The sequence below is a fragment of the Tindallia texcoconensis genome (assembly GCF_055383815.1).
In genome coordinates this window covers 722,516-744,153 of record NZ_AP042431.1, presented here as the reverse complement: position 1 = coordinate 744,153, position 21,638 = coordinate 722,516, and the positions used below count along the sequence as shown (strand labels likewise).

Annotated in this window: 16 protein-coding genes, 9 tRNA genes and 2 rRNA genes; 23 read left to right on the top strand and 4 right to left on the bottom strand. The window is 42.0% G+C overall.

The window, feature by feature from the left end:
• The first annotated feature begins 37 nt into the window (after positions 1–37).
• The 11 genes from ACZ47N_RS03515 to ACZ47N_RS03465 all read left to right on the top strand — a co-directional run bounded on the left by ACZ47N_RS03515 (position 38) and on the right by ACZ47N_RS03465 (position 4,155).
• Positions 38–113: transfer RNA gene (locus ACZ47N_RS03515), tRNA-Ala, on the top strand.
• A gap of 84 nt (positions 114–197) precedes the next feature.
• Positions 198–3,137: ribosomal RNA gene (locus ACZ47N_RS03510) — 23S ribosomal RNA — on the top strand.
• A 42-nt stretch (positions 3,138–3,179) separates the two neighbouring features.
• Positions 3,180–3,296 (top strand): 5S ribosomal RNA (gene rrf, locus ACZ47N_RS03505).
• A 30-nt stretch (positions 3,297–3,326) separates the two neighbouring features.
• Positions 3,327–3,415: transfer RNA gene (locus ACZ47N_RS03500), tRNA-Leu, on the top strand.
• A 29-nt stretch (positions 3,416–3,444) separates the two neighbouring features.
• Positions 3,445–3,520, top strand: a tRNA-Met gene (locus tag ACZ47N_RS03495).
• Positions 3,521–3,534: 14 nt separating this feature from the next.
• Positions 3,535–3,611, top strand: a tRNA-Arg gene (locus ACZ47N_RS03490).
• A gap of 7 nt (positions 3,612–3,618) precedes the next feature.
• Positions 3,619–3,694: transfer RNA gene (locus tag ACZ47N_RS03485), tRNA-Gln, on the top strand.
• A gap of 5 nt (positions 3,695–3,699) precedes the next feature.
• Positions 3,700–3,775, top strand: a tRNA-Lys gene (locus tag ACZ47N_RS03480).
• Positions 3,776–3,864, top strand: a tRNA-Ser gene (locus ACZ47N_RS03475). It abuts the tRNA gene before it with no gap.
• A gap of 86 nt (positions 3,865–3,950) precedes the next feature.
• Positions 3,951–4,027: transfer RNA gene (locus ACZ47N_RS03470), tRNA-Ile, on the top strand.
• Positions 4,028–4,078: 51 nt separating this feature from the next.
• Positions 4,079–4,155: transfer RNA gene (locus ACZ47N_RS03465), tRNA-Trp, on the top strand.
• Between the two features lie 48 nt (positions 4,156–4,203).
• Here ACZ47N_RS03465 and hcp read toward each other — a convergent pair.
• Both hcp and ACZ47N_RS03455 read right to left on the bottom strand, forming a co-directional pair.
• Positions 4,204–5,838 carry a hydroxylamine reductase gene (gene hcp, locus ACZ47N_RS03460; protein ID WP_464887755.1) on the bottom strand — a complete coding sequence of 545 codons (1,635 nt, stop codon included), beginning with the start codon at positions 5,836–5,838 and terminating at the stop codon, positions 4,204–4,206.
• Positions 5,839–6,047: 209 nt separating this feature from the next.
• Complete coding sequence (locus tag ACZ47N_RS03455; protein WP_464887754.1) at positions 6,048–6,488, bottom strand: RrF2 family transcriptional regulator; 441 nt, start codon at positions 6,486–6,488, stop codon at positions 6,048–6,050.
• Between the two features lie 194 nt (positions 6,489–6,682).
• On the opposite strand from ACZ47N_RS03455, the gene ACZ47N_RS03450 reads away from it, so the two are divergent.
• The 9 genes from ACZ47N_RS03450 to ACZ47N_RS03410 all read left to right on the top strand — a co-directional run bounded on the left by ACZ47N_RS03450 (position 6,683) and on the right by ACZ47N_RS03410 (position 15,789).
• Positions 6,683–7,696 carry a metal ABC transporter substrate-binding protein gene (locus ACZ47N_RS03450; protein WP_464887753.1) on the top strand — a complete coding sequence of 338 codons (1,014 nt, stop codon included), beginning with the start codon at positions 6,683–6,685 and terminating at the stop codon, positions 7,694–7,696.
• 30 nt (positions 7,697–7,726) lie between these two features.
• Positions 7,727–8,473, top strand: a complete 747-nt coding sequence (locus ACZ47N_RS03445) for a metal ABC transporter ATP-binding protein (RefSeq protein ID WP_464887752.1) — start codon at positions 7,727–7,729, stop codon at positions 8,471–8,473.
• 15 nt (positions 8,474–8,488) lie between these two features.
• Positions 8,489–9,292, top strand: a complete 804-nt coding sequence (locus tag ACZ47N_RS03440) for a metal ABC transporter permease (RefSeq protein WP_464887751.1) — start codon at positions 8,489–8,491, stop codon at positions 9,290–9,292.
• A gap of 235 nt (positions 9,293–9,527) precedes the next feature.
• Positions 9,528–9,851 (top strand): DUF2325 domain-containing protein, encoded by a 324-nt coding sequence (locus tag ACZ47N_RS03435; protein WP_464887750.1) that lies wholly within the window; start codon positions 9,528–9,530, stop codon positions 9,849–9,851.
• A gap of 121 nt (positions 9,852–9,972) precedes the next feature.
• The gene (locus tag ACZ47N_RS03430) at positions 9,973–10,188 is read left to right on the top strand and encodes a FeoA family protein (RefSeq protein WP_464887749.1); all 216 of its coding nucleotides are present in this window, start codon (positions 9,973–9,975) and stop codon (positions 10,186–10,188) included.
• Positions 10,189–11,979, top strand: coding sequence for a FeoB small GTPase domain-containing protein (locus ACZ47N_RS03425; RefSeq protein WP_464887748.1), 1,791 nt, complete (start codon positions 10,189–10,191; stop codon positions 11,977–11,979).
• Between the two features lie 15 nt (positions 11,980–11,994).
• On the top strand, positions 11,995–12,666 hold the full coding sequence (locus tag ACZ47N_RS03420; protein WP_464887747.1) for a class I SAM-dependent methyltransferase: 672 nt from the start codon (positions 11,995–11,997) through the stop codon (positions 12,664–12,666).
• Positions 12,566–13,564, top strand: a complete 999-nt coding sequence (locus ACZ47N_RS03415) for a lysylphosphatidylglycerol synthase transmembrane domain-containing protein (RefSeq protein WP_464887746.1) — start codon at positions 12,566–12,568, stop codon at positions 13,562–13,564. The genes ACZ47N_RS03420 and ACZ47N_RS03415 overlap by 101 nt, the downstream gene beginning before the upstream one ends.
• A gap of 161 nt (positions 13,565–13,725) precedes the next feature.
• Positions 13,726–15,789, top strand: a complete 2,064-nt coding sequence (locus ACZ47N_RS03410) for a putative bifunctional diguanylate cyclase/phosphodiesterase (protein WP_464887745.1) — start codon at positions 13,726–13,728, stop codon at positions 15,787–15,789.
• 43 nt (positions 15,790–15,832) lie between these two features.
• Here ACZ47N_RS03410 and ACZ47N_RS03405 read toward each other — a convergent pair whose 3' ends face one another.
• Both ACZ47N_RS03405 and ACZ47N_RS03400 read right to left on the bottom strand, forming a co-directional pair.
• Positions 15,833–16,414: a hypothetical protein gene (locus ACZ47N_RS03405; protein ID WP_464887744.1), complete on the bottom strand. Its 582-nt coding sequence runs from the start codon at positions 16,412–16,414 to the stop codon at positions 15,833–15,835.
• A gap of 64 nt (positions 16,415–16,478) precedes the next feature.
• Positions 16,479–17,849 carry an MATE family efflux transporter gene (locus ACZ47N_RS03400; RefSeq protein WP_464887743.1) on the bottom strand — a complete coding sequence of 457 codons (1,371 nt, stop codon included), beginning with the start codon at positions 17,847–17,849 and terminating at the stop codon, positions 16,479–16,481.
• 149 nt (positions 17,850–17,998) lie between these two features.
• Here ACZ47N_RS03400 and epsC point away from each other — a divergent pair, with 149 nt between their 5' ends.
• From epsC to ACZ47N_RS03385, 3 genes are all read left to right on the top strand, one after another.
• Positions 17,999–18,535 (top strand): serine O-acetyltransferase EpsC, encoded by a 537-nt coding sequence (gene epsC, locus ACZ47N_RS03395; RefSeq protein WP_464887742.1) that lies wholly within the window; start codon positions 17,999–18,001, stop codon positions 18,533–18,535.
• Between the two features lie 127 nt (positions 18,536–18,662).
• Positions 18,663–19,895: a BaiN/RdsA family NAD(P)/FAD-dependent oxidoreductase gene (locus ACZ47N_RS03390; RefSeq protein ID WP_464887741.1), complete on the top strand. Its 1,233-nt coding sequence runs from the start codon at positions 18,663–18,665 to the stop codon at positions 19,893–19,895.
• A gap of 23 nt (positions 19,896–19,918) precedes the next feature.
• Entirely contained in the window at positions 19,919–21,505 is a 1,587-nt protein-coding gene (locus tag ACZ47N_RS03385; RefSeq protein WP_464887740.1) for an NAD(P)/FAD-dependent oxidoreductase, read from the top strand.
• Positions 21,506–21,638 lie beyond the last annotated feature (133 nt).

Genomic DNA, 21,638 nt, shown 5'->3' with positions numbered 1-21,638 from the left:
TTTTGAGCGAATCAGCTCACCAAAAGACAAGCACAACGGGGGCGTAGCTCAGTTGGGAGAGCACCTGCCTTGCAAGCAGGGGGTCAGGAGTTCAAATCTCCTCGTCTCCACCACAGAGTTAACAACCGTGCTTGATTTTTTAGACTGTTCCTTGAAAACTACATGAAACGAAGAAAGCACAGAAAAGCAGTAAAACAGGTCAAGAAAGAAAGAGCAAAGGGCGAATGCCTTGGCACTGGGCGCCGAAGAAGGACGCGGTAAGCGGCGAAACGCTACGGGGAGCTGCAAGCAAGCATTGATCCGTAGATATCCGAATGGGGAAACCCACGTCAGGAGAACCTGGCGTATCCAACCATGAATACATAGTGGTTGGAAGGGAGACCGGGGGAACTGAAACATCTAAGTACCCCGAGGAAGAGAAAGAAACATCGATTCCCCGAGTAGCGGCGAGCGAAACGGGAAGAGCCCAAACCAAATGGTTACGGCCATTTGGGGTTCGGACATTTTCATTAAGTTGAGAAGTAGCGATAGTCGAATCGTCTGGGAAGGCGAGTCAAAGAGGGTAACAATCCCGTAGACGAAATTGCGAACCACAACGAGAATGCTCCAGAGTACCACCGGACACGAGAAACCCGGTGGGAACGCGGGGGGACCACCCCCCAAGGCTAAATACGACCCAGTGACCGATAGCGAATAGTACCGTGAGGGAAAGGTGAAAAGAACCCCGGGAGGGGAGTGAAATAGAACCTGAAACCCTTTGCTTACAAGCTGTGGGAGCATTTTTAACGAATGTGACCGCGTACTTTTTGTAGAACGGGCCAACGAGTTGCGATTGGTAGCAAGGTTAAGCTCTTCAGGAGCGGAGCCGTAGCGAAAGCGAGTCTTAATAGGGCGAATAGTTACCGGTTGCAGACCCGAAACCGTGCGATCTACCCATGGCCAGGTTGAAGCGAGAGTAAAATCTCGTGGAGGACCGAACCAGGTGACGTTGAAAAGTCATTGGATGAGCTGTGGGTAGGGGAGAAATTCCAATCGAGCACGGAAATAGCTGGTTCTCGCCGAAATAGCTTTAGGGCTAGCCTTGGAACAAACCTCGATAGGAGGTAGAGCACTGAATGGTCGCGGGACCTTCACCGGTTACCAACACCTATCAAACTCCGAATGCCTATCGAGAAATCCAGGAGTCAGACTGCGAGTGATAAGATCCGTAGTCGAGAGGGAAACAGCCCAGACCAACAACTAAGGTCCCCAAGTGTATGTTAAGTGGAAAAGGATGTGAGATTGCATAGACAACCAGGATGTTGGCTTAGAAGCAGCCATACATTTAAAGAGTGCGTAATAGCTCACTGGTCCAGGGATCTTGCGCCGAAAATAACCGGGGCTAAAACATACCACCGAAGTTTTGGATGTACTAAGGTACATGGTAGGCGAGCAATGCGTGCGGAGCGAAGTTGGATTGTGAAATCTGGTGGACCGCACACAAGAGAGAATGTTGGCATGAGTAACGAGAGGCAGGTGAGAAACCTGCCCGTCGAAAACCCAAGGTTTCCTGAGGAAGGCTCGTCCGCTCAGGGTAAGTCGGGACCTAAGCCGAGGCCGAAAGGCGTAGGCGATGGATAACAGGTGGAGATTCCTGTACCACCGAGATTCGATTGAGAGAAGTGGGGACACAGGAGGATAGACCGAGCGCGCCGTTGGTTGAGCGCGTCCAAGCAGGTAGGGAGAACCGGTAGGCAAATCCGCTGGTTCAATCCTGAGAAGTGATGGGGAGCGAAATATAAGTAGCGAAGCGGTTGAATCCACACTGTCAAGAAAAGCCACTATCGAGAATCAAGGTGCCCGTACCGCAAACCGACACAGGTGGGTGAGGAGAGAATCCTAAGACGAACGGGAGAACTATTGTTAAGGAACTCGGCAAAATGACCCCGTAACTTCGGGAGAAGGGGTGCCGGGAGAGGTGAATAAAAAACTTTAGGAGCCTCCCCCGGCCGCAGTGAATAGGCCCAAGCGACTGTTTAGCAAAAACACAGGTCTCTGCAAAGTCGAAAGACGAAGTATAGGGGCTGACGCCTGCCCGGTGCTGGAAGGTTAAGGGGAAGAGTTAGGGTAACCGAAGCTCGGAGCCGAAGCCCCAGTAAACGGCGGCCGTAACTATAACGGTCCTAAGGTAGCGAAATTCCTTGTCGGGTAAGTTCCGACCCGCACGAAAGGCGTAACGATTTGGGCACTGTCTCAACAATAGACCCGGTGAAATTGTAATACCAGTGAAGATGCTGGTTACCTGCGACAGGACGGAAAGACCCCGTGGAGCTTTACTGCAGCCTGACATTGGATTTTGGTACGGAACGTACAGAATAGGTGGGAGACTAAGAACCCGGAACGCCAGTTTCGGAGGAGTCGCCTTTGGGATACCACTCTTTTCGTACTGGAATTCTAACCACGAACCGTAACCCGGTTCTGGGACACTGTCAGGCGGGCAGTTTGACTGGGGCGGTCGCCTCCTAAAGAGTAACGGAGGCGCTCAAAGGTTCCCTCAGCACGGTCGGAAATCGTGCGTAGAGTGTAAAGGCACAAGGGAGCTTGAATGCGAGACCTACAAGTCGAGCAAGGACGAAAGTCGGACTTAGTGATCCGGTGGTACCGCGTGGAAGGGCCATCGCTCAACGGATAAAAGCTACCCCGGGGATAACAGGCTTATCTCCCCCAAGAGTCCACATCGACGGGGAGGTTTGGCACCTCGATGTCGGCTCATCACATCCTGGGGCTGAAGTAGGTCCCAAGGGTTGGGCTGTTCGCCCATTAAAGTGGTACGCGAGCTGGGTTCAGAACGTCGTGAGACAGTTCGGTCCCTATCCGTCGCAGGCGTTGGAAATTTGAGAGGATCTGTCCTTAGTACGAGAGGACCGGGATGGACATACCGCTGGTGAACCAGTTGTTCTGCCAAGAGCATCGCTGGGTAGCTACGTATGGCAGGGATAAGTGCTGAAGGCATCTAAGCACGAAGCCCGCCTCAAGATGAGATTTCCCACTCCGTAAGGAGGTAAGACCCCAGAAAGACGATCTGGTTGATAGGCCGGAGGTAGAAGTGCAGCAATGCATGCAGCTGACCGGTACTAATGGTACGAGGACTTGACCTAACCTGTGCAGAACGTTTCATGTAGTTTTGAGGGAACAATAGAAGGCGTGGCCATAGCGAAGGGGAAACACCTGTTTCCATCTCGAACACAGCCGTTAAGCCCTTCAGCGCTGATGGTACCTGGAAGGAGACTTCCCGGGAGAGTAGGTCGCTGCGTCTTCTTACCTTATATAAAAAGATAGGCCAACAAGCCGAAGTGGCGGAACTGGCAGACGCACAGGACTTAAAATCCTGCGATCCTAATCGATCGTACCGGTTCGATTCCGGTCTTCGGCACCAGTAAGTTGATGATACGAATAGAATAATGACGCGGGGTGGAGCAGCTGGAAGCTCGTCGGGCTCATAACCCGGAGGTCGCAGGTTCAAATCCTGTCCCCGCAACCAAACTAATCAAATATGTGCCCATAGCTCAGTTGGATAGAGCAACGGCCTTCTAAGCCGTGTGTCCGGGGTTCGAATCCCTGTGGGCACGCCATTTTCATTGGGATATAGCCAAGTCGGTAAGGCACCGGACTTTGACTCCGTCATGCGCAGGTTCGAGTCCTGCTATCCCAGCCATCATAGACCCATTAGCTCAGTTGGCAGAGCACCTGACTTTTAATCAGGGTGTCCCGCGTTCGAGTCGCGGATGGGTCACCAGGAGAGGTGTCCGAGTGGTTTAAGGAGCTGGTCTTGAAAACCAGTGACTCCGAAAGGGGCCGTGGGTTCGAATCCCACCCTCTCCGCCACATAAAAACCTAATACCATCCTTGCTTTTTGCTTGAGGAGACGTACTTAAGTTCAACATAATATATTGAGCTAGATAGCAAAGAGAGGGCCTTTAGCTCAGATGGTTAGAGCATCCGGCTCATAACCGGCAGGTGCGGGGTTCGAGTCCCTGAAGGCCCACCATATTTTAATAAACTAGGGGTAAGTAATAGAATATCTAAAAAATAAAAACATAGGGGTGTAGTTCAGTCTGGTAGAACGACGGTCTCCAAAACCGTATGCCGTGGGTTCAAATCCTGCCACCCCTGCCAAAATTAAAAACCTTCTCAATTAATGAGAAGGTTTTTTGTCGTGTTTTTTTATCCAAGTAACAAATTCATATCATCGTCGACGGAATTGATACCTGCTATTCCAAAGGTATCCACCAATACATTTGCAACATTTTTAGACAAGAAAGCTGGAAGCGTTGGCCCGAGGTGAATATTCTTAACGCCAAGAGAAAGTAGAGCTAATAGAACGATGACTGCTTTTTGTTCATACCAAGCGATGTTATAGGCGATGGGAAGTTCATTTATATCTTCTAGTTCAAAAACTTCTTTTAGTTTAAGCGCAATGACGGCTAGGGAGTAAGAATCATTGCATTGGCCAGCATCTAGTACTCTTGGGATTCCACCGATGTCACCAAGGTTTAGCTTGTTATAGCGGTATTTCGCACAACCTGCCGTTAGGATAACCGTATCCCTTGGTAATTTTTGTGCAAAATCCGTATAGTAAGTTCTAGATTTCATTCGGCCGTCACAACCTGCCATCACAACGAATTTTTTGATGGCCCCAGATTTAACTGCGTCCACCACTTTGTCAGCCAAAGCTATGACTTGATTGTGGGCAAAGCCACCAAGGATACTGCCAGTTTCGATTTCTTTTGGCGCCTGAAGTTTTTTTGCATGGTCAATGATGATTGAAAAGTCTTTGCTTCCACTTGCATCCCTATCAATGTGAGTACATCCAGGAAAACCAGCGGCACCTGTTGTGTAAATTCGATGTTTAACTTCTTCATTTTTGGGAGGTACGATACAATTCGTTGTAAATAAAATGGGTCCATGAAAGGATTCGAAATCTGTAATTTGTTGCCACCATGATCCGCCGTAGTTTCCTACAAAGTGATCATATTTTTTGAAGGCAGGGTAATAATGGCCAGGGAGCATTTCACTATGCGTATAAACATCTACGCCTGATCCTTCAGTTTGTTGCAATAACATTTCCAAATCAACTAAATCATGTCCAGAGATGAGGACAGCAGGATTGTGGCGAACACCAATATTAACTTCCGTAATTTCAGGATCGCCATATTTAGATGTATTGGCTTCGTCCAATAATGCCATTACTTTCACACCATAGTCGCCTGTTTTAATGGTTAAAGCCACCAGTTCATCCACAGATAAGTTATCATTCAGAGTAGCTGCTAGGGCTTCATAGACAAAACTGATGATTTCCTGATCTGATTTCCCGTAGTTCATGGCATGTTCGCCATAGGCAGCGATGCCTTTTACCCCGTAAGTAATCAGCTCTCGCAAAGAACGCACATCTTCATCCTGAGTGGCCATAACGCCAACTGCTGTACTAGCTGCTTTTTTTTCCATATCATCCATGCTATTTAATTGAAACTTAGCAGCATCGTGGAGTTCTTCCGAAGATAGATTATGAGTTAAAGCATTACGAAGGGATATCATTTTTTTGATCTGTGCTTCCACAGCCCTGCTATCAAAATTTGCATTGGTGATTGTCATAAAAATACTAGTAAATGCTTCTTGATTAACACGTTGAAGATCTTTGGTAGCCATATGACTTTTCTGAACAATTTGAGCAATACCTTTGACTGTGTAGATTAGTAGATCTTGCAAGTTTGCCACATTCTCTTTTTTTCCACAAACTCCTAGAACTTCACAACCCTTATTTTTAGAAGCTTCTTGACACTGATAACAAAACATACTCATTGATTAACTCCTCCTTTAAATTGTGTTACGTGAATAAAGATCTATTACTTACATACCTTTTGGCTATTCTTTAAAACAAAATAGAGGCTAAAAGGTATCTAAATACCAGAATAAACATAAAAAATATAGATTCCTGATGATACGGGTGTCTTACATTTATGATCCTGTAAGACACGTATAAGCTTCTTCTTAAATAAGTCTAGAACAATCTAAATAACCTTTAAATTTTCATCCTTTGCTTTTCTTGTTCCCAAAAAGTCAACTAATCTATTGGTTTCCAGGTACTTGAAAAATTGACTATTCATTTTTTCTGGAATTCCTTTGAAAATACAAATAGAAAAAGGACATGATTTACGATGGTTTGGACACCCTTCGATGACAGCAGGCCCTTCAATAACTTCATAGATGTTAAGAAAAGTGATGTCCTCAGGCTCCTTAGCCAAAGCGAAACCGCCACGTGGACCTCTGACTGAACGAATTAGGCGTCCTTTAACAAGGCGTTGCAACACCTTAGACAAATGCGCTTCAGAAGCTGCAGTGGAAGACGCTATTTGCTTAACATTGACATAATCATCATCGGATGTTGCAATATAAACCATACTATGCAATGCCAGTGAGAGCATTTCTGATAAGTGGAAAACACCGGCCATCTGTTCACCTCCTCTTTTTAAAAATAATAACATTGGAGTACCGAAATGTCAACAGGGATTTTCAGTTGATCTTTAAATATGAAAATAGATGGAACTTTTCTTAATTTCTTCAAAAGAAACATTGTTTAAAAGTAAATAACAGGGTATAATATCCATATGCTAAATGCAAATGACTTGCAAAAGGGAGGATTAAGATGAAAAAGATTTATTTTACGTGGACAGTAGTGTTGATTTTATCCATTGTTTTACTGGGTTGCGGCAATGGAAAAATAGAAACAGATCAGGGAAATCAGCTTGAAGACGGTCTCGCTGAAACCGTTGAAGCAAATGAAGAGTCCAGCAAAAAGATTAATGTCATTGCAAGCTTTTATCCTTATTATGATTTTACTTCTTTTATAGGAAGGGATCATATTCATGTCAATCAGATGGTGGCAGATGGTGCAGATCCTCATAGTTATGAACCTTCGCCTAAGGACTTGGTTGCCCTTGAAAAAGCGGATATATTTATCTATAACGGTTTACACATGGAACCGTGGATTGATGGAGTATTATCCATGTTGGAAAATAAAGAGGTGCTGGTGATCAATGCTAGCGAACTAGTCGAAGTACGAGGATATCATGACCACGACCACGACCATGACCACGACCATGACCACGATCATGGTTGCAATCACGATCACGGCGAATATGACCCGCATATCTGGACGGATCCTATGAATGCCATGGTTATTTCTGAAAAGATCAATCAAGTATTGCAGGAAAAAGATCCAGATAACAGCCAGTCTTATCAAAAAAACTTCGAAGTGTTGGTCGAAGAATTAATGGAAATCCATGAATCCTTGGAAAAGATAATGGAAGAAGCGCATACGGATATTATTCTTGTTTCTCATTCTGCTTTTGGATATTTGGCTGACCGCCATGGAATTACGGAAATAGCCGTTACTGGAATTTCTCCTCATGCGGAACCCAATCCAGGAAGACTAGCAGAACTCACTGAAATTGCCAGAAGCTATGAGCTGGAATACATTTTTTTTGAGACATTAGCGAATCCAAGAACGGCGGAAGTTTTAGCCGAAGAAGCTGGTCTTGAACCTTTGATGCTATATAATGTAGAAGGGCTGACAAAAGAGCAGAAAGAAGCTGGTGAAACCTACGTTAGTTTAATGAAAAAGAATGTAACCGCTCTTAGAAAAGCCTTGATGGAATGATAAATACAACCTGGAAAGTTGGTGAACTAGATGCCTGAGATGGTAAGACTGGAAAACCTAACCTTTGGATATGATGAAATAACACTTTTAAAGGAGGTGAACTTTACAGTACGAACTGGAGAATTCTGGGGGATTGTTGGGCCTAATGGATCGGCTAAGAGTACATTACTAAAATTGATACTAGGGCTTCTCAAGCCACAGTCAGGCTCCTGCATGCTGTTAGGAACCCCTGTTGGTGAATTTCGGAAATGGAATCAAATCGGGTATATTCCTCAAAATATCAGAGAGTTTAATATGGGATTTCCGGCTACGGTCCAAGAAATGGTAAGTGCCAACTTAATTAGTCAAATGGGTATCATTAAATGGATGAAAGTTCATCATCGAAAGAAAGTCCTAGAAGCCCTCCGTATTGTTGGGATGGAATCCTATGCTCATCGACTCATAGGAAACCTTTCTGGAGGCCAGCAACAACGAGTTTTTATTGCGAGGACACTGGTAAATTCGCCGAAAGTTATTTTTATGGATGAACCATTAGTAGGGGTAGATGTAGAATCCCAAGAAAAGTTTTACGAGTTAATGGAAAAACTGAATCGGGAAATGGGCATCACTTTAATAATGGTCTCCCATGACATAGGAGTTGTCAGCGAAAGAACCAGTCATATTGCTTGCATGGGGAAAGAAAAACTTTTTGTACACGACGCTAAGTCATTTAACCCAGAAGAATACTTGGGAAGCATATATGGAGAAAAAACCAGATTGCTGCATCACGCCCATTGAAAAGGAGTGGAATATATGCCGGAAATTTTACAATATGGATTTATGCAACGAGCATTTCTGGCGGGAGTGGTGGTCGCCTTGATTTGTCCAGCCATAGGCATATTTTTGACCTTAAGAAGGCTTTCTATGATTGGAGACACCTTATCCCACGTAGCCTTAGCCGGGGTAGCAGGTGGCATACTATTAAATTTTTATCCCATTTATATGGCCCTTGCCTTCACGCTTTTAGCTTCTTTTGGTATAGAATTATTACGTAAAGAGTTTCACCAGTATGCTGAAATATCTTTGGCAGTCGTGCTTTCTTTTGGTATAGGGCTAGCAACGATACTAATAAGCCTAGGAGGTGCTGGTGCCCAAGTGTTCAGCTATCTTTTTGGAAGCGTCACCTTAGTTTCTTCTCGTGATATGCTTAGTATTGTGATTTTAGGAGCTATGATCATCGGGACGATTTTGTTTTACTATCGCCAATTATTTTATATGGCTTTTGACGAAACGGCAGCAAGATTGGCTGGGGTACCAGTAAAAAAGATCAATATGATATTCACCATTTTGGTGGCTGTAACGATCTCTATTTCCATGAGAATTGTTGGGATTTTGATGGTCTCATCCTTGATGGTGATTCCAGTTGCAACAAGTCTTCAGTTGAAAAAAAGTTTCTTGATTACCTTCATTACATCCTTGTTCTTTGGTCTTATTTCGGTGTTGGTGGGTCTCACTATTTCTTTTTATGCTTCTCTGGCTCCCGGCGGTACCATTGTTATGACCTCAGTGGGCATTTTAATTATAGTAGCAGTAATTCAACGAATTCTTCATCCGTAATATCCAGTTGCAAGGGTTTTCAGAAAAGAGAAACAAGGTTTTTATTGAGCACTAAAAGAACTCTAATATTGGCTAGTAAAAAACAAGGAGCATATGCCCTTGTTTTTTTATTTTGACAAATTCTAAACAGTATAATATAATAATGATAATCATTATCAACAATCAGGATTTATGGAATCAAAATCAAATACACTATAAGATTCCATGGTTCAAATGATGGAAGGAAGGTGTCGAAATGAAAGCATTATTAGTAGGAGCAGATCGATTAGGGAACATACCAAGTGCATTAGAGTCCTTTGGAATTAACGACTACACCCACTGGACTGGAAGAAAAAAAGGAATGCGAAAAATGGATATTCCAGAACAAACAGAGCTAATTATAGTCTTTACAGACTTCATCGAACATAACATAACCCAATTAGTTAAAGAAAAAGCAAAACAAATGAAAATTCCTTGTGTCTTTTCTAAAAGAGCCAGCAGTGATTTGATTTCTCGATTGGAAAGGTGTAAACACTGTCCTTTAAACCCATACAAAGACACGAACAAACGAAAACATTAAAGCTCGGTCTCAACAAAAAATAAATTGTTGTTGAAATTTTATTTGATTAGTGATAAGCTAAAGATGCAAATGAGAAAGATAATCATTGTTTGACATTTTACCTATACGGGAGGGCTTATCCATGTCACTATATAAAATGAAAAGAAAATGCAATTGCATTATCGAATCCCTGCCAAGTGTACCACTCCTAGATGCAATGGGCTTTAGAATTGGACAATGTATCGCAATAAAATCCAAGCAGCCTTTTGGTGGGCCAGTTGTGGTGTGTTTGGGAAATAGAAACTTTGCTTTAGCAAGAGAACTGGCAGAGCAGATTACAGTCAAGGAGGATGCATAATTGAAATGTCATACTGAACAAGGCGAATTAGAGCCTAAACAGTCAGGATATAGAATTCTGTTAATGGGAAATCCTAATGTAGGAAAAAGTGTAGTCTTTTCCAAGCTGACAGGTGTAGAAGTAGAAAGTGCTAATTACACCGGTACTACCGTAAGCTTTACGAAAGGGGACTGGCAATTCCGTGGAAAACAGGGAGATATGATAGATGTCCCTGGTACCTATTCCTTAGATGCATCCTCACAAGCTGAAAAAGTGGCCGTAGATATGATGAAAAAAGAAACGGCAGATGCGATTGTTGTAGTCCTTGACGCAACAAATCTAGAAAGAAATTTATTTTTTGCATCTCAAATACAATATTTGAGTACTAAAATAACAGAAAAACCCATACCAGTTATTTTTTCGCTTAATATGATTGATGTGGCTGAGCGGCAAGGGATACAAATAGATGTTCAAGAGCTGTCAAAAACCCTTCAAGCACCTGTAATTCCAACGGTAGCAGTTCGCAATATAGGTTTGTCTGAGGTGATGGAGGCATCTATAAAAGCCATCGAAGAAAAAGAAGTCTATCAACATGAAGATTGGCCAGATACAGAAGAAGATCGCTGGGTTTGGGTTGGAAAAGTGATCCGTCAGGTCCAAGAAGTTGAGCACCGCCATTCAACTTGGCTAGAAAAGTTAGGCGATGCTACGATGAAGCCTTTTCCTGGGATTCCAATAGCGCTGCTGGTAATGGCCGTGGCACTTGGAATTGTTGTTGGGGGCGGAAAGGGACTTCGTGGTTTAATTTTACTGCCACTGGTGCATCAAGTGATTGTTCCGCTCATGGATCAAGTGGTAAGAATGTTTGTAACAGAAGGGATTTTATACAATGTGCTGATGGGAGAATATGGAATGTTGGTCAAAGGGATAGAATGGCCCTTTGCATTAATTCTCCCTTATGTTTTCTTGTTCTACGTGGTCTTGTCCTTTATGGAGGATAGCGGATATCTACCGAGATTAGGAGTTTTGGTGGATGGTCTCTTTAGAAAAATCGGTATTCAAGGTGGTAATATTGTGCCGATGATTATGGGTTATGGATGTGCTATACCTGCAATTTTAGGGACTAGGGCAGCTACTACCAAGAAAGAAAGACTGATGGTTGCCTCTATGGTTACTTTTGGTGTACCTTGTGCCGCACAGACTGGTGCCTTTATCGCATTATTAGGCGATCATTCTGTATGGCTACTACTTTCAGTATATTTAGTTTCATTTATTGCTATTTTTCTAGCTGGGTTGATGCTGAATCGATTTATTCCAGGAAAAAGCGACCCCATGCTATTAGAGATTCCAAATCTACTGATGCCTGATAGACAAACATTGATAAAGAAAATACGAATTCGAGTGAAGCATTTTATTGTGGAAGCGGAACTACCTATGATACTTGGTGTAGGTTTTGCCGCACTATTAGCTGAAACAGGTGCCCTTGTCCAAGTAGGGGTCTTCTTATCACCCTTGGTGGAAGGGTGGCTTGGTTTGCCACCAGAAGCTACCTTAGGGTTAATTTTAGGAATTGTCCGCAGGGAACTGGCGGTACTTCCATTGCTGGAACTTGGATTAACAGGGACCCAGTTATTCACTGGCGCGGTGGTTGCTTTGTTTTATATGCCTTGTCTTGCGGTTTTGGGGATTCTAATCAAGGAGTTTGGTGCAAAAATTGGACTACTAATGGCTGTTGCTACTACCGTGAGTGCATTTATTCTCGGGGGATTGTTTTTTCAGACCATTAGCATGGTCAGTAGAGTGCTGACCTAAGGAGGGAGTTTGTTTATGATTCCGGCAGTGACCCGAGTTTTAGAAATTACGTTATCTCATTTCTCCAACACTTATCATATTTTCAAATGCTATTACGAAAGAATTGTGGCAAAGGAAATCTTGTTAGGAGACATCAAGCAACATGAACGTGTTCTTTGTATAGGTGGAGGGGCATTTCCGGCGACGGCAATTGAGATTAATCGGCAGACTGGTGCAAAGGTGGATGTGCTTGATTGTGATGGAGTTGCAGTGAAACATGCCGTAAATTTACTAAAACGCATGCATTTAGATAAGAAAATTAACGTATTCTGTGGGTGTGGTCAAAATTTTGATCCTAAAGAATATGAAGTGGTTCATATTGCATTGCAAGTTCGGGATAGAGAAGAAATCTTAGAGCATCTTCAGCAACATGCGCTTCCTGGAACACGAATTTTGGCAAGGTTTCCACGGGAATCTATGGAACAGTTTTATCATAAATCCTGCGGAAGCATTAGTCAGAAAATGCTAAACCAGAGTAATCATCTACTTGTGAACCCTGAAAAAACCCTTAAAGGAACTTGTGTTATGGTCCAGGGAGGAAATGCAAATGAAAACATGGAAAAACTGGGCCCTTCTAATGGTTGGAATCCCATTAATACTGGTGCTATACTGGCAGACGGACATTACATTGGTAATAAACACATTTAAGCAGATTGATTTTAAAGTCCTTATGCTTTTGGTAGCCTTGCAAGCCTTAACCCAGATCTTAATTTCCTATCAGTGGAAGAGACTGGCCCAGATCATGGATCCTCAGGTTAGCCTTATGCAAATGCTTCGGATGAACATGGTGGGAAGTTTTGTGGAGTCCATTACACCTTCTGTGAAATTTGGTGGAGAAGCTGTTAAAATATGGTGGTTGAAAACCAGCTATAATTGGTCTGGAATAAAAGCAGCGTCTTTGTTGATGTTGCAAAAGAGCATAAGCGGAGCGATGTTTATACTAGTAACCCTTTTATTTACAGTATTCTTTATGAGTAGTCAATGGAGTCTTTTTTCTGCTCAGTGGTCTAGTGATTTTTCTTTGCCTAGTGGAATGGGTGGATGGTTACTTTTTTTCTTTTCAGCCATAGTGGTCTTCATGCTATTGCTTCAATTTAAAAATCCAAGAGGATTCATAGAAAAAGCAATTGATCGATTGTCTGAAATGATAGAATCCATTAAGAGTCACTGGAATGCCTTGAATCAAAGAAAAAGAGAAAAAAAAGTTCAGTTTATGTTAAGTGGATTTATATGGTTGCTGTATCCAATAAAAATGATTATTCTTTCTCGTTCCATAGGAATTGAAATATCTTTTATAGCAGCAGGAGCTGTAGTATTCATGGCATACATGGCAGCGATGATTCCTATTTCCCCAGGTGGCATTGGAACCTTTGAAGGAACCATGGTGGTATTGCTAGCTTACGCAGAAATAGGGCCTTCACAGGCCTTGGCCTTGGCTATTGTATTTCGAACCATCACTTTTTGGTTGGTATGCCTTATCAGCGGTGCCTTTACCTCTTACTTGCAATTAAAACGAGTCTTTAGACCTGTAACGGAAGGGCTTTAAATAAGTAAATAGGGAGTAAAAATTAAAACTTCTGCGAAAGCAGGAGTTTTTCTCTTATTATGAAATGTATCATCATAAAAAGATGAAAAAAGCGTGAAAATTTCATAGATGGGTATAACACAAAATACTGACAAGGAACATCGTATGAAGGGAGGCTACGCATGGCGAAACAGAGGCATGGAAATAACAGAGAAATAACATGGAGTTATTCATTGGAGATATCTAATTTAGATAATATTATATGGGTAATACCAGTTCTTTATTTGGTTTTAGGGACTCTCTGGATTCTTTTGTCTGATCAAGTTTTGTTTATGATGGTTCAAGATGCAGAGCGATATCAGTCTCTTCAAACCTATAAAGGTTGGTTTTATGTTGTGATGACAACAGTGATGCTGTACCTGCTGTTGAAGAATCGCATGGAAAAATTGAAAGATTCAAGGCAAAAAATCTTATCTAGTTATGAAGAGTTGGAAAGTGCCTATGAAGAATTAATTGCTATGGAAGAAGAAGTGACACATCAGTATGATGAATTAATTGAAAATCAACAAGTACTACAAGAAACCGAGGAAAAGTATCGATTGATTGTTGAGGGTAGCAATGAAAACATATGGGACTTCAACAAGCGTACAGGGTTTATGCTGTTTAGTCGCACCAAAGAAATGCTTGGATATTCAGAAGAAGAAATAGAAGATAGTTTAGAAGGGTGGCAGTCACTTGTTCATCCAGAAGACCTTTTAACAGTACGAAAAGCAGAAGAACAACATATTACGGGGCAAGTACCTTATTATTATTGTGAGTATCGATTAAAATCCAAAGCGGGAGAGTATCGTTGGATTCAGAGTCGTGGGAAAGTAGCTTTAGATGGAGAGGCGAATCCGACTCGAATGGCAGGATCACATTTAGATGTAACAGAACAGAAACGCATGATGATGGAAATGTATGATATGGCCTTTTATGATAGCTTAACAAGGCTTGGAAATAGAAGTTTGTTTTATGATCACCTAAAAAAAATTCTCTTATCGCATCAAAGACGAAAAAAGCAATTTGCCTTGCTGATTGTGGATTTAGATAATTTTAAGCGGATAAACGACACTCGAGGTCACTTAGTGGGAGATGAAATGCTTAAACAGGTGGCAAATCGTTTTTCTGAAATTACAAGAACTGGAGAAATGTTGGCTAGATCCGGCGGGGATGAATTTTTTATTCTTAAACCTGGGACTAAATCCATAGAAGAAATTGAAATGTTGGCATCGGAGATATTAAAAACCTTTGAAAAACCATTTACCATAGAAGAATCTGAATTTTTTATGAGTGCGAGCGTAGGCATTGCCCTGTATCCTGATGATGCAGATGACAGAGATACATTAATTCAGCACGCGGATGTAGCCATGAATGAAGCGAAAGCAGGGGGAAAAAACAAGTACCGATTTTTCGACCAAGATATACGAGAACGTGTAACCACCTGGATGGAGAAAGAAAAAGATCTTCGATACGCCATTCTCCGAGAAGAGTTTTTGGTGTATTATCAGCCTGTACTGGATGTGGAGACAGGGAGGATCAGAGGTGCTGAAGCTTTGGTTCGATGGGATCATCCTACAAAAGGGATCTTATCCCCTTACTACTTTATAGAAATTGCAGAAGAAACCGGACAAATTGTCTCCATTGGTCAGTGGGTAATGGAAACGGCCTTAAAACATTATCAAACATGGAATAGTAAAAGTCATGACCCTCTAATGATATCTGTGAATTTATCTCCAGCACAATTCAAACGTCATGATTTGCATGAGTGGATGAAAGAACTGATTGTGAAATATGAGATGAAACCAGAAACCCTGCAAATTGAAATTACCGAAACCATAGCCATGGAGAATTTGAGTCATAGTATTGATATGCTGGAAAAAATTCGTAACCTTGGAGTACGAGTCGCTTTAGATGATTTTGGGACAGGCTATTCGTCACTAAACTATCTACGGACATTGCCCTTGGATATCTTGAAAATCGACAAATCCTTTATTAGCCATTTAGGGAAAAATCCTAAAGAGGCGGCCATCGTAAAACAGATTATTAATATGGCTCATGAACTGAATCTGACGGTGACAGCGGAAGGGGTTGAACAAAAAGAACAAAAGGAAATGCTTCAAGGATTTGGTTGTGAAGAGGTTCAAGGGTACTATTTTTATAAGCCTATGGCTGAAGCCGCTTATCGAAGTTTGATAGAAGCATAAAAAGAAAAAGGCTGATCTTTGTTTTGGCAAAGATCAGCCTTTCTTAATGTGAAAAGAGCCTTCTTTTGACGCGGTCTGGATCCTTTAGGAAGGGGATTACCAGGACTCGCAATTGAGAATCTAACTGACTCTGTACTAAATACTCTACATATAATGTGCCGCTTTGAGCAAGTCCATCAATTAAACTTTGCTCAATACGGACTTGGATTAACTTGTGGAATTTGTTTTCATCTTCGATACGTTGAAATGGAAAGCGTAATGATTTCTGTAGGATACGTCCTTGTTGAAAATCAATAACGGTTGTAGAAGACAAATTGAAAAGTAAAGCCAGTATTCGGTATAGGAAATAAAGAATAAGAAAAAATAATGCAATGCTCACTAAATAGGACAGGATTAAAACCCCATATTCAATCAACTCCATTTCCGTGTCAAAAATCTGTGTAAGTGCAGAAATATAAGTCACTTCGTAGGCTTCCAGTAATTGATGCTGGTAGCCTCTTACACGAAAAAAAACGAGTAAAGTCACTAGTAGCAGCGAGCTAAACTTCATGAGCATACTTAACATACCGCTTAGGGTGGCCCTTAACACTAATTTTTGTTCCTCTACTATCTTTTGTTCTTTCATTTTAGATCCTCCTATCATATTGTAGCGTACCAAAAATACCTTCGAACTTTTCCTGGGGGTTCTGTTATGGATGTTGAGCATCCATTTCTTTGAAAACTCTTTTTAAACGATTGCCTAGCCAAAAGGTCATAATGAAAAAAGAAATAAACTCTGAAACAGGGAAGGCGTACCAGACCGCATAAAGCCCCCAAAGCTTTCCAAATAAATAGGCCAAAGGAATTAACAAGATCATTTGACGTAAAAAAGACAAGGCAAGGGCAGGTAGTCCCTTCCCAATTGCCTGAAAAGTGGTTGCGCCAATAATAGCAGGACCAACAACAAAAAGGCCTATGGAAATGGTCTGAAGAGTGTGAACACCAATCATCATCATTTCATCCCCAGGATTAAAGAGACTCATTAACTGTACTGGAAAAAATCGAAACACCATAGAGCCGATGCTAGTGATCAATAGCCCCGCAGAAAGTGCGTAGACCACGGTTTTACGCAATCGCTCTGTGTTGCCAGCGCCATAATTGAAGCCAATAATTGGGATATACCCTTGAGTTAAGCCGAAGACGGGCATAATGGCGAAAGATTGTAGTCTAAAATATACCCCATTAACAGCAATAGCAACCTCAGAATAAGCACCTACTATTCCATTTAAAAGACTAATCATAAAAGAAGACATCACTTGCATCACCATATTGGGGAGTCCAATTTTATAAACTTCACCCATAATTCGGTAATCAAAAGCAAAGGGCTCTATTCTTGGTTTTATTTCATTGTTTCCTCTATAAAGAAGCAGTAAAATAAACAAACAACTGATTGCTTTAGAAATGACAGTTGCAACCGCAGCTCCAAGCACCTCCATGCGTGGGAAAAAACCAATACCAAAAATAAGAAAAGGGTCTAAAGCAATATTGGTTATGGCGCCCAGCATCAATGCAAGCATGGGAACAAAGGTATTGCCCTGCCCTCTCATGATATCACTAGCAATAATTGTGATATACAGAAAAACAGATCCCAACAAAAGGACTCTTATGTATTCAATGCCATAGGCAAGCACCTGAGGATCTTCCGTGAAGAGGGAAACCAAAGGTGCGGCTAAGAACATCCCAACAAGAGCAGATAGGACTCCATACACTAAACCAGCGGCGATAACATGTTGGGCAACAAGAAAAGCTTTTTGGGGCTCTCCTTTACCTAACAATCGTGAAATCAAAGAACTCGTTCCAATTCCAGTGCCAGTAGACAAGGCGATAATAAAAATATGTACTGGAAAAGCAATAGCTAAAGCGGTTAAACCGTGTTGACTCACACGTGCAACAAACAAACTATCTACAATATTATAAAGAGCTTGAACAGACATAGAAATCATACCAGGAATAGATAATCGAAACAATAAAGGCAATATGGGTTCAGAACCCAATCGCTGACTCTGTAGATGTGTTTTCATATAAAAGTCCTCCTCAGTCTTACATTCTATTATAGCGATGATTTGAACAAAAGAAAAGACCTCTTTTTATTGACAGACTTTCAGAAAATAGGTAAAATAAACATCAGTATTCCGACTGAATTACTAGAGTATAGAAATGGAGGGATCAAATGTCGTCCTATTTTGACGTTGTAAGAGAGAAGGATCCAGCTGCTCGCCACTGGGTAGATATTCTCTTAACTTATCCAGGAGTACATGCCATCTTTTTTCATCGTGTTGCAAACACCTTGTATCGCTGTCGATTGTTATTGTTATCAAGAATTGTTTCGACCGTGGGTCGTTTTTTCACAGGCATCGAAATTCATCCTGCAGCTTCCATTGGAAAAAGATTTTTTATTGATCATGGCATGGGGATAGTGATCGGAGAAACAGCAGAAGTAGGCGATGATGTAACGTTATTTCACGGAGTGACGTTGGGTGGAACGGGCAAAGACAAAGGGAAAAGACATCCCACGGTAGGGAATAATGTCACCATTGGAGCTGGGGCAAAAATTCTTGGCCCTATTACCATTGGGAATCATGCAAAAGTCGGGGCCAATGCAGTGGTACTGGAAGATGTTCCAGACAAGTGTACGGCAGTAGGCATCCCAGCAAGAATCATATCCTCTAAAAAAAATGTTCTTGGAGAAAAAGAGGAAGGCTCCTAAAAAGTGGTCACATATGCTATAATTAAATATCAACACGAGAAAATAATGAAAGATATCGGAAAAAACCAGGCTGGAGCCACTCAATGGCCTCCAGCTTTTTTCAACACATCTAAGGCAGGTGAAGCCAATGGAAATGCAGGAATCAATTGTGATTATAGGTGGTGGGGCATCTGGAATAGCAGCTGCTATTGAGGCAGCTCGAAATGGTGCATCAGTACTCGTATTAGAAAAAGAAAAGAGAATAGGAAAAAAATTACTGGCTACTGGAAATGGTCGGTGTAATATTACCAATATGGATCCGGATTTACGTTACTACCATGGTCAAAACCCTCGTCAAATTCAAGCGGTTCTCAGACAAAAGTCGATAGAAGAAATTCTGGCTTTTTTTCATGAGCTGGGGATTACTCATAAAGTGGAAGAAGCTGGAAAAGTATATCCATACTCTGACCAGGCATCCTCAGTTCTAGATATAGTGAGGTATGAAATGGAAAGATTGCCTATAAAAGTCGAAACAGAAACCAAGGTCATGGCGATTCAACCAGGGAAAAAGGGGTTTCTGATAAAGACCAACCAAAGGGATCGAATCCCAGTGAAGAAAGTCATTATCGCTACAGGCGGGAAAGCCGGGAGTCCTTTCGGGGCAGATGGCAGTGGCTACGAATTGGCAAAAAATCTGGGTCATTCAATTGTGAACCCTTCTCCTGCCATTGTACAGATTAAATTACAAGAAAACTGGTTGAAAGCTCTCAATGGAGTGAAATGGCAGGGAGAAGCGATCTTTATTTCTGATGGTGTAGTAAAGCGAAAAGAAAAAGGAGAAATATTATTTACAGAATATGGCCTATCAGGTCCACCGATTTTACAACTTGGTCGTTTGGTTGGAGAAGGTGGATCCAAGATGAAAGTAGTTCTAAGGCTTTTTCCGGATTGGTCCATAGAAGCCATTCAGGCAGAAATTTTTGGACGTCTCAGGAAATGTCCCGAAAAACCAATGGATATTGCCTTGACTGGCTTACTGCATAAAAAAATGATTCCTATACTTTTGAAGTTGGCAGGGGTGGAAAAAGTATCTCGACCCTCAGCAGAAATGCCAGAGCAACAGATCAAGAGACTGATTCAATTTCTTTGTCAATGGGAAATGAAGGTATCTGGAACATTAGCTTGGCAACACGCACAAGTGACAGCAGGTGGTGTTGAGACAAGCGAAATTAAGGCATCCAGCATGGAATCTATCAAAACGTCTGGACTCTACCTAACGGGTGAAGTGTTAGATGTGGACGGAGACTGCGGAGGATATAATTTGCATTGGGCTTGGTGTACTGGCTTAATTGCTGGAAAAAGTGCCGCAAGATCCTTATAATAAGGAAAAAGGGGAATATAGGAATGTTACGCATCCATGAATTAAAAATACCAGCAGATCAACAACAAAACCTTGAAGAAGCCATTATAAAAGTACTTGACGTTTCAGTGGAGGACTTATTAGAGTATCATGTCCATAAACGATCCGTAGATGCCAGAAAAAAGAATCAGATTATGTTGGTGTATATCGTTGATGTGTGCCTTCGCAACGAAAAGCTCGTTCTTCAACGTAATAAAAATAAAAAAATCATGAAAACCCCTAAAGAACCTGTCTTTAACATCAAGATAGGGGACCAGCTATTACATCAGCCACCAGTGATTATTGGAACAGGACCGGCTGGTCTTTTTTGCGGACTGCTGCTGGCAGAAAAGGGATACCAACCAGTTTTACTGGAAAGAGGTGAGTCCGTAGAAAAAAGGGTAAAAGATGTGTATCACTTTTGGAAGGAAGGCGTTCTAAATCCAGAGTCGAATGTACAGTTTGGAGAAGGCGGTGCTGGCACTTTTTCGGATGGAAAGCTGACTACACGAATTAATGATCCTAAGTGTCGCTATATACTGAAAAAAATGTGTGAATATGGTGCTCCTAAGGAAATACTGTATGATAGCAAACCCCACGTGGGAACAGATAAGTTACGTCAAGTAGTCATAAACATACGGAAAGCTATTATACAAATGGGTGGTCGTATTCTCTATGGCCATTGCGTCGATCATCTCCAAATTGAAAAAAATCAAATTTGTGGTATTTCTGTTCAAGGGGAAGATTCCATTGAAACGAAAGTTGTGGTAGCTGCTATGGGTCATAGTGCAAGAGACTTGTTTCATTCATTTTATCAAAGTGGAGTAGAGATGGAAGCAAAGGCCTTTTCCATGGGGGTGCGTATTGAACACCCTCAGGAAAAGATTAACCAAATTCAGTATGGAAGAAAAAACAACCTTCCAACACTGGGAGCAGCAGACTACCGCCTATCCTGGCATCACCCTAAAGGCAGAGGTGCCTATTCCTTTTGCATGTGTCCAGGAGGAATGGTAGTAGCTTCTACTTCGGAGGCTGGAATGGTTGTGACTAATGGAATGAGTGCCTACGGACGTAAAGGAAAGAACGCTAATAGTGCACTATTGGTATCGGTAACACCAGATGATTTTTATGAAAAAGGTCCTTTAGCTGGCGTGGCCTTTCAACGAGAATGGGAAAAAAGAGCGTTTGAATTAGGCGGAAAGAATTATCAGGCACCTGCCCAGCGCCTAGAAGATTATATTGGACAAAAGGCTTCAACACATATAGGGGATGTGAAGCCTACCTACAGACCAGGCGTAAGGCCAACAGACTTATCTCTCTGTCTTCCACCCTATGTCAATGAGGTGTTACAACCAGCACTAATTCAGTGGAACAAGAAAATGAAAGGATTTACCTTGGCGGATGCAATCTTAACGGGAGTAGAAACCAGAAGTTCTTCACCAGTAAGGCTTAAGCGGAATGACGAAATGGAAAGCAATATTCAAGGCCTTTATCCTGCTGGGGAAGGGAGCGGGTATGCCGGAGGGATTATGTCTGCAGCAGTGGATGGGATTCGAGTGGCTGAAGCCATTATGAATCAATATACCGTGTAGGGTTATTGAAATGGAAAGGCGGTGTAAAGATGCAAATCATCCTATCGGATAAACTGAAAAAATATCTTACAAAAAAACATGTCCAGCATTTGACAGTGGAGCAAGTGGAAATCAAGCGTTGTTGACTGGGGCC

Excerpts from the sequence above, each read along its gene's own strand:
- hcp (WP_464887755.1), bottom strand. The coding sequence starts at position 5,838 with ATGAGTATGTTTTGTTATCAGTGTCAAGAAGCTTCTAAAAATAAGGGT.
- ACZ47N_RS03455 (WP_464887754.1), bottom strand. The coding sequence starts at position 6,488 with ATGGCCGGTGTTTTCCACTTATCAGAAATGCTCTCACTGGCATTGCAT.
- ACZ47N_RS03450 (WP_464887753.1), top strand. The coding sequence starts at position 6,683 with ATGAAAAAGATTTATTTTACGTGGACAGTAGTGTTGATTTTATCCATT.
- ACZ47N_RS03445 (WP_464887752.1), top strand. The coding sequence starts at position 7,727 with ATGCCTGAGATGGTAAGACTGGAAAACCTAACCTTTGGATATGATGAA.
- ACZ47N_RS03440 (WP_464887751.1), top strand. The coding sequence starts at position 8,489 with ATGCCGGAAATTTTACAATATGGATTTATGCAACGAGCATTTCTGGCG.
- ACZ47N_RS03435 (WP_464887750.1), top strand. The coding sequence starts at position 9,528 with ATGAAAGCATTATTAGTAGGAGCAGATCGATTAGGGAACATACCAAGT.
- ACZ47N_RS03430 (WP_464887749.1), top strand. The coding sequence starts at position 9,973 with ATGTCACTATATAAAATGAAAAGAAAATGCAATTGCATTATCGAATCC.
- ACZ47N_RS03420 (WP_464887747.1), top strand. The coding sequence starts at position 11,995 with ATGATTCCGGCAGTGACCCGAGTTTTAGAAATTACGTTATCTCATTTC.
- ACZ47N_RS03415 (WP_464887746.1), top strand. The coding sequence starts at position 12,566 with ATGAAAACATGGAAAAACTGGGCCCTTCTAATGGTTGGAATCCCATTA.
- ACZ47N_RS03410 (WP_464887745.1), top strand. The coding sequence starts at position 13,726 with ATGGCGAAACAGAGGCATGGAAATAACAGAGAAATAACATGGAGTTAT.
- ACZ47N_RS03405 (WP_464887744.1), bottom strand. The coding sequence starts at position 16,414 with ATGAAAGAACAAAAGATAGTAGAGGAACAAAAATTAGTGTTAAGGGCC.
- ACZ47N_RS03400 (WP_464887743.1), bottom strand. The coding sequence starts at position 17,849 with ATGAAAACACATCTACAGAGTCAGCGATTGGGTTCTGAACCCATATTG.
- epsC (WP_464887742.1), top strand. The coding sequence starts at position 17,999 with ATGTCGTCCTATTTTGACGTTGTAAGAGAGAAGGATCCAGCTGCTCGC.
- ACZ47N_RS03390 (WP_464887741.1), top strand. The coding sequence starts at position 18,663 with ATGGAAATGCAGGAATCAATTGTGATTATAGGTGGTGGGGCATCTGGA.
- ACZ47N_RS03385 (WP_464887740.1), top strand. The coding sequence starts at position 19,919 with ATGTTACGCATCCATGAATTAAAAATACCAGCAGATCAACAACAAAAC.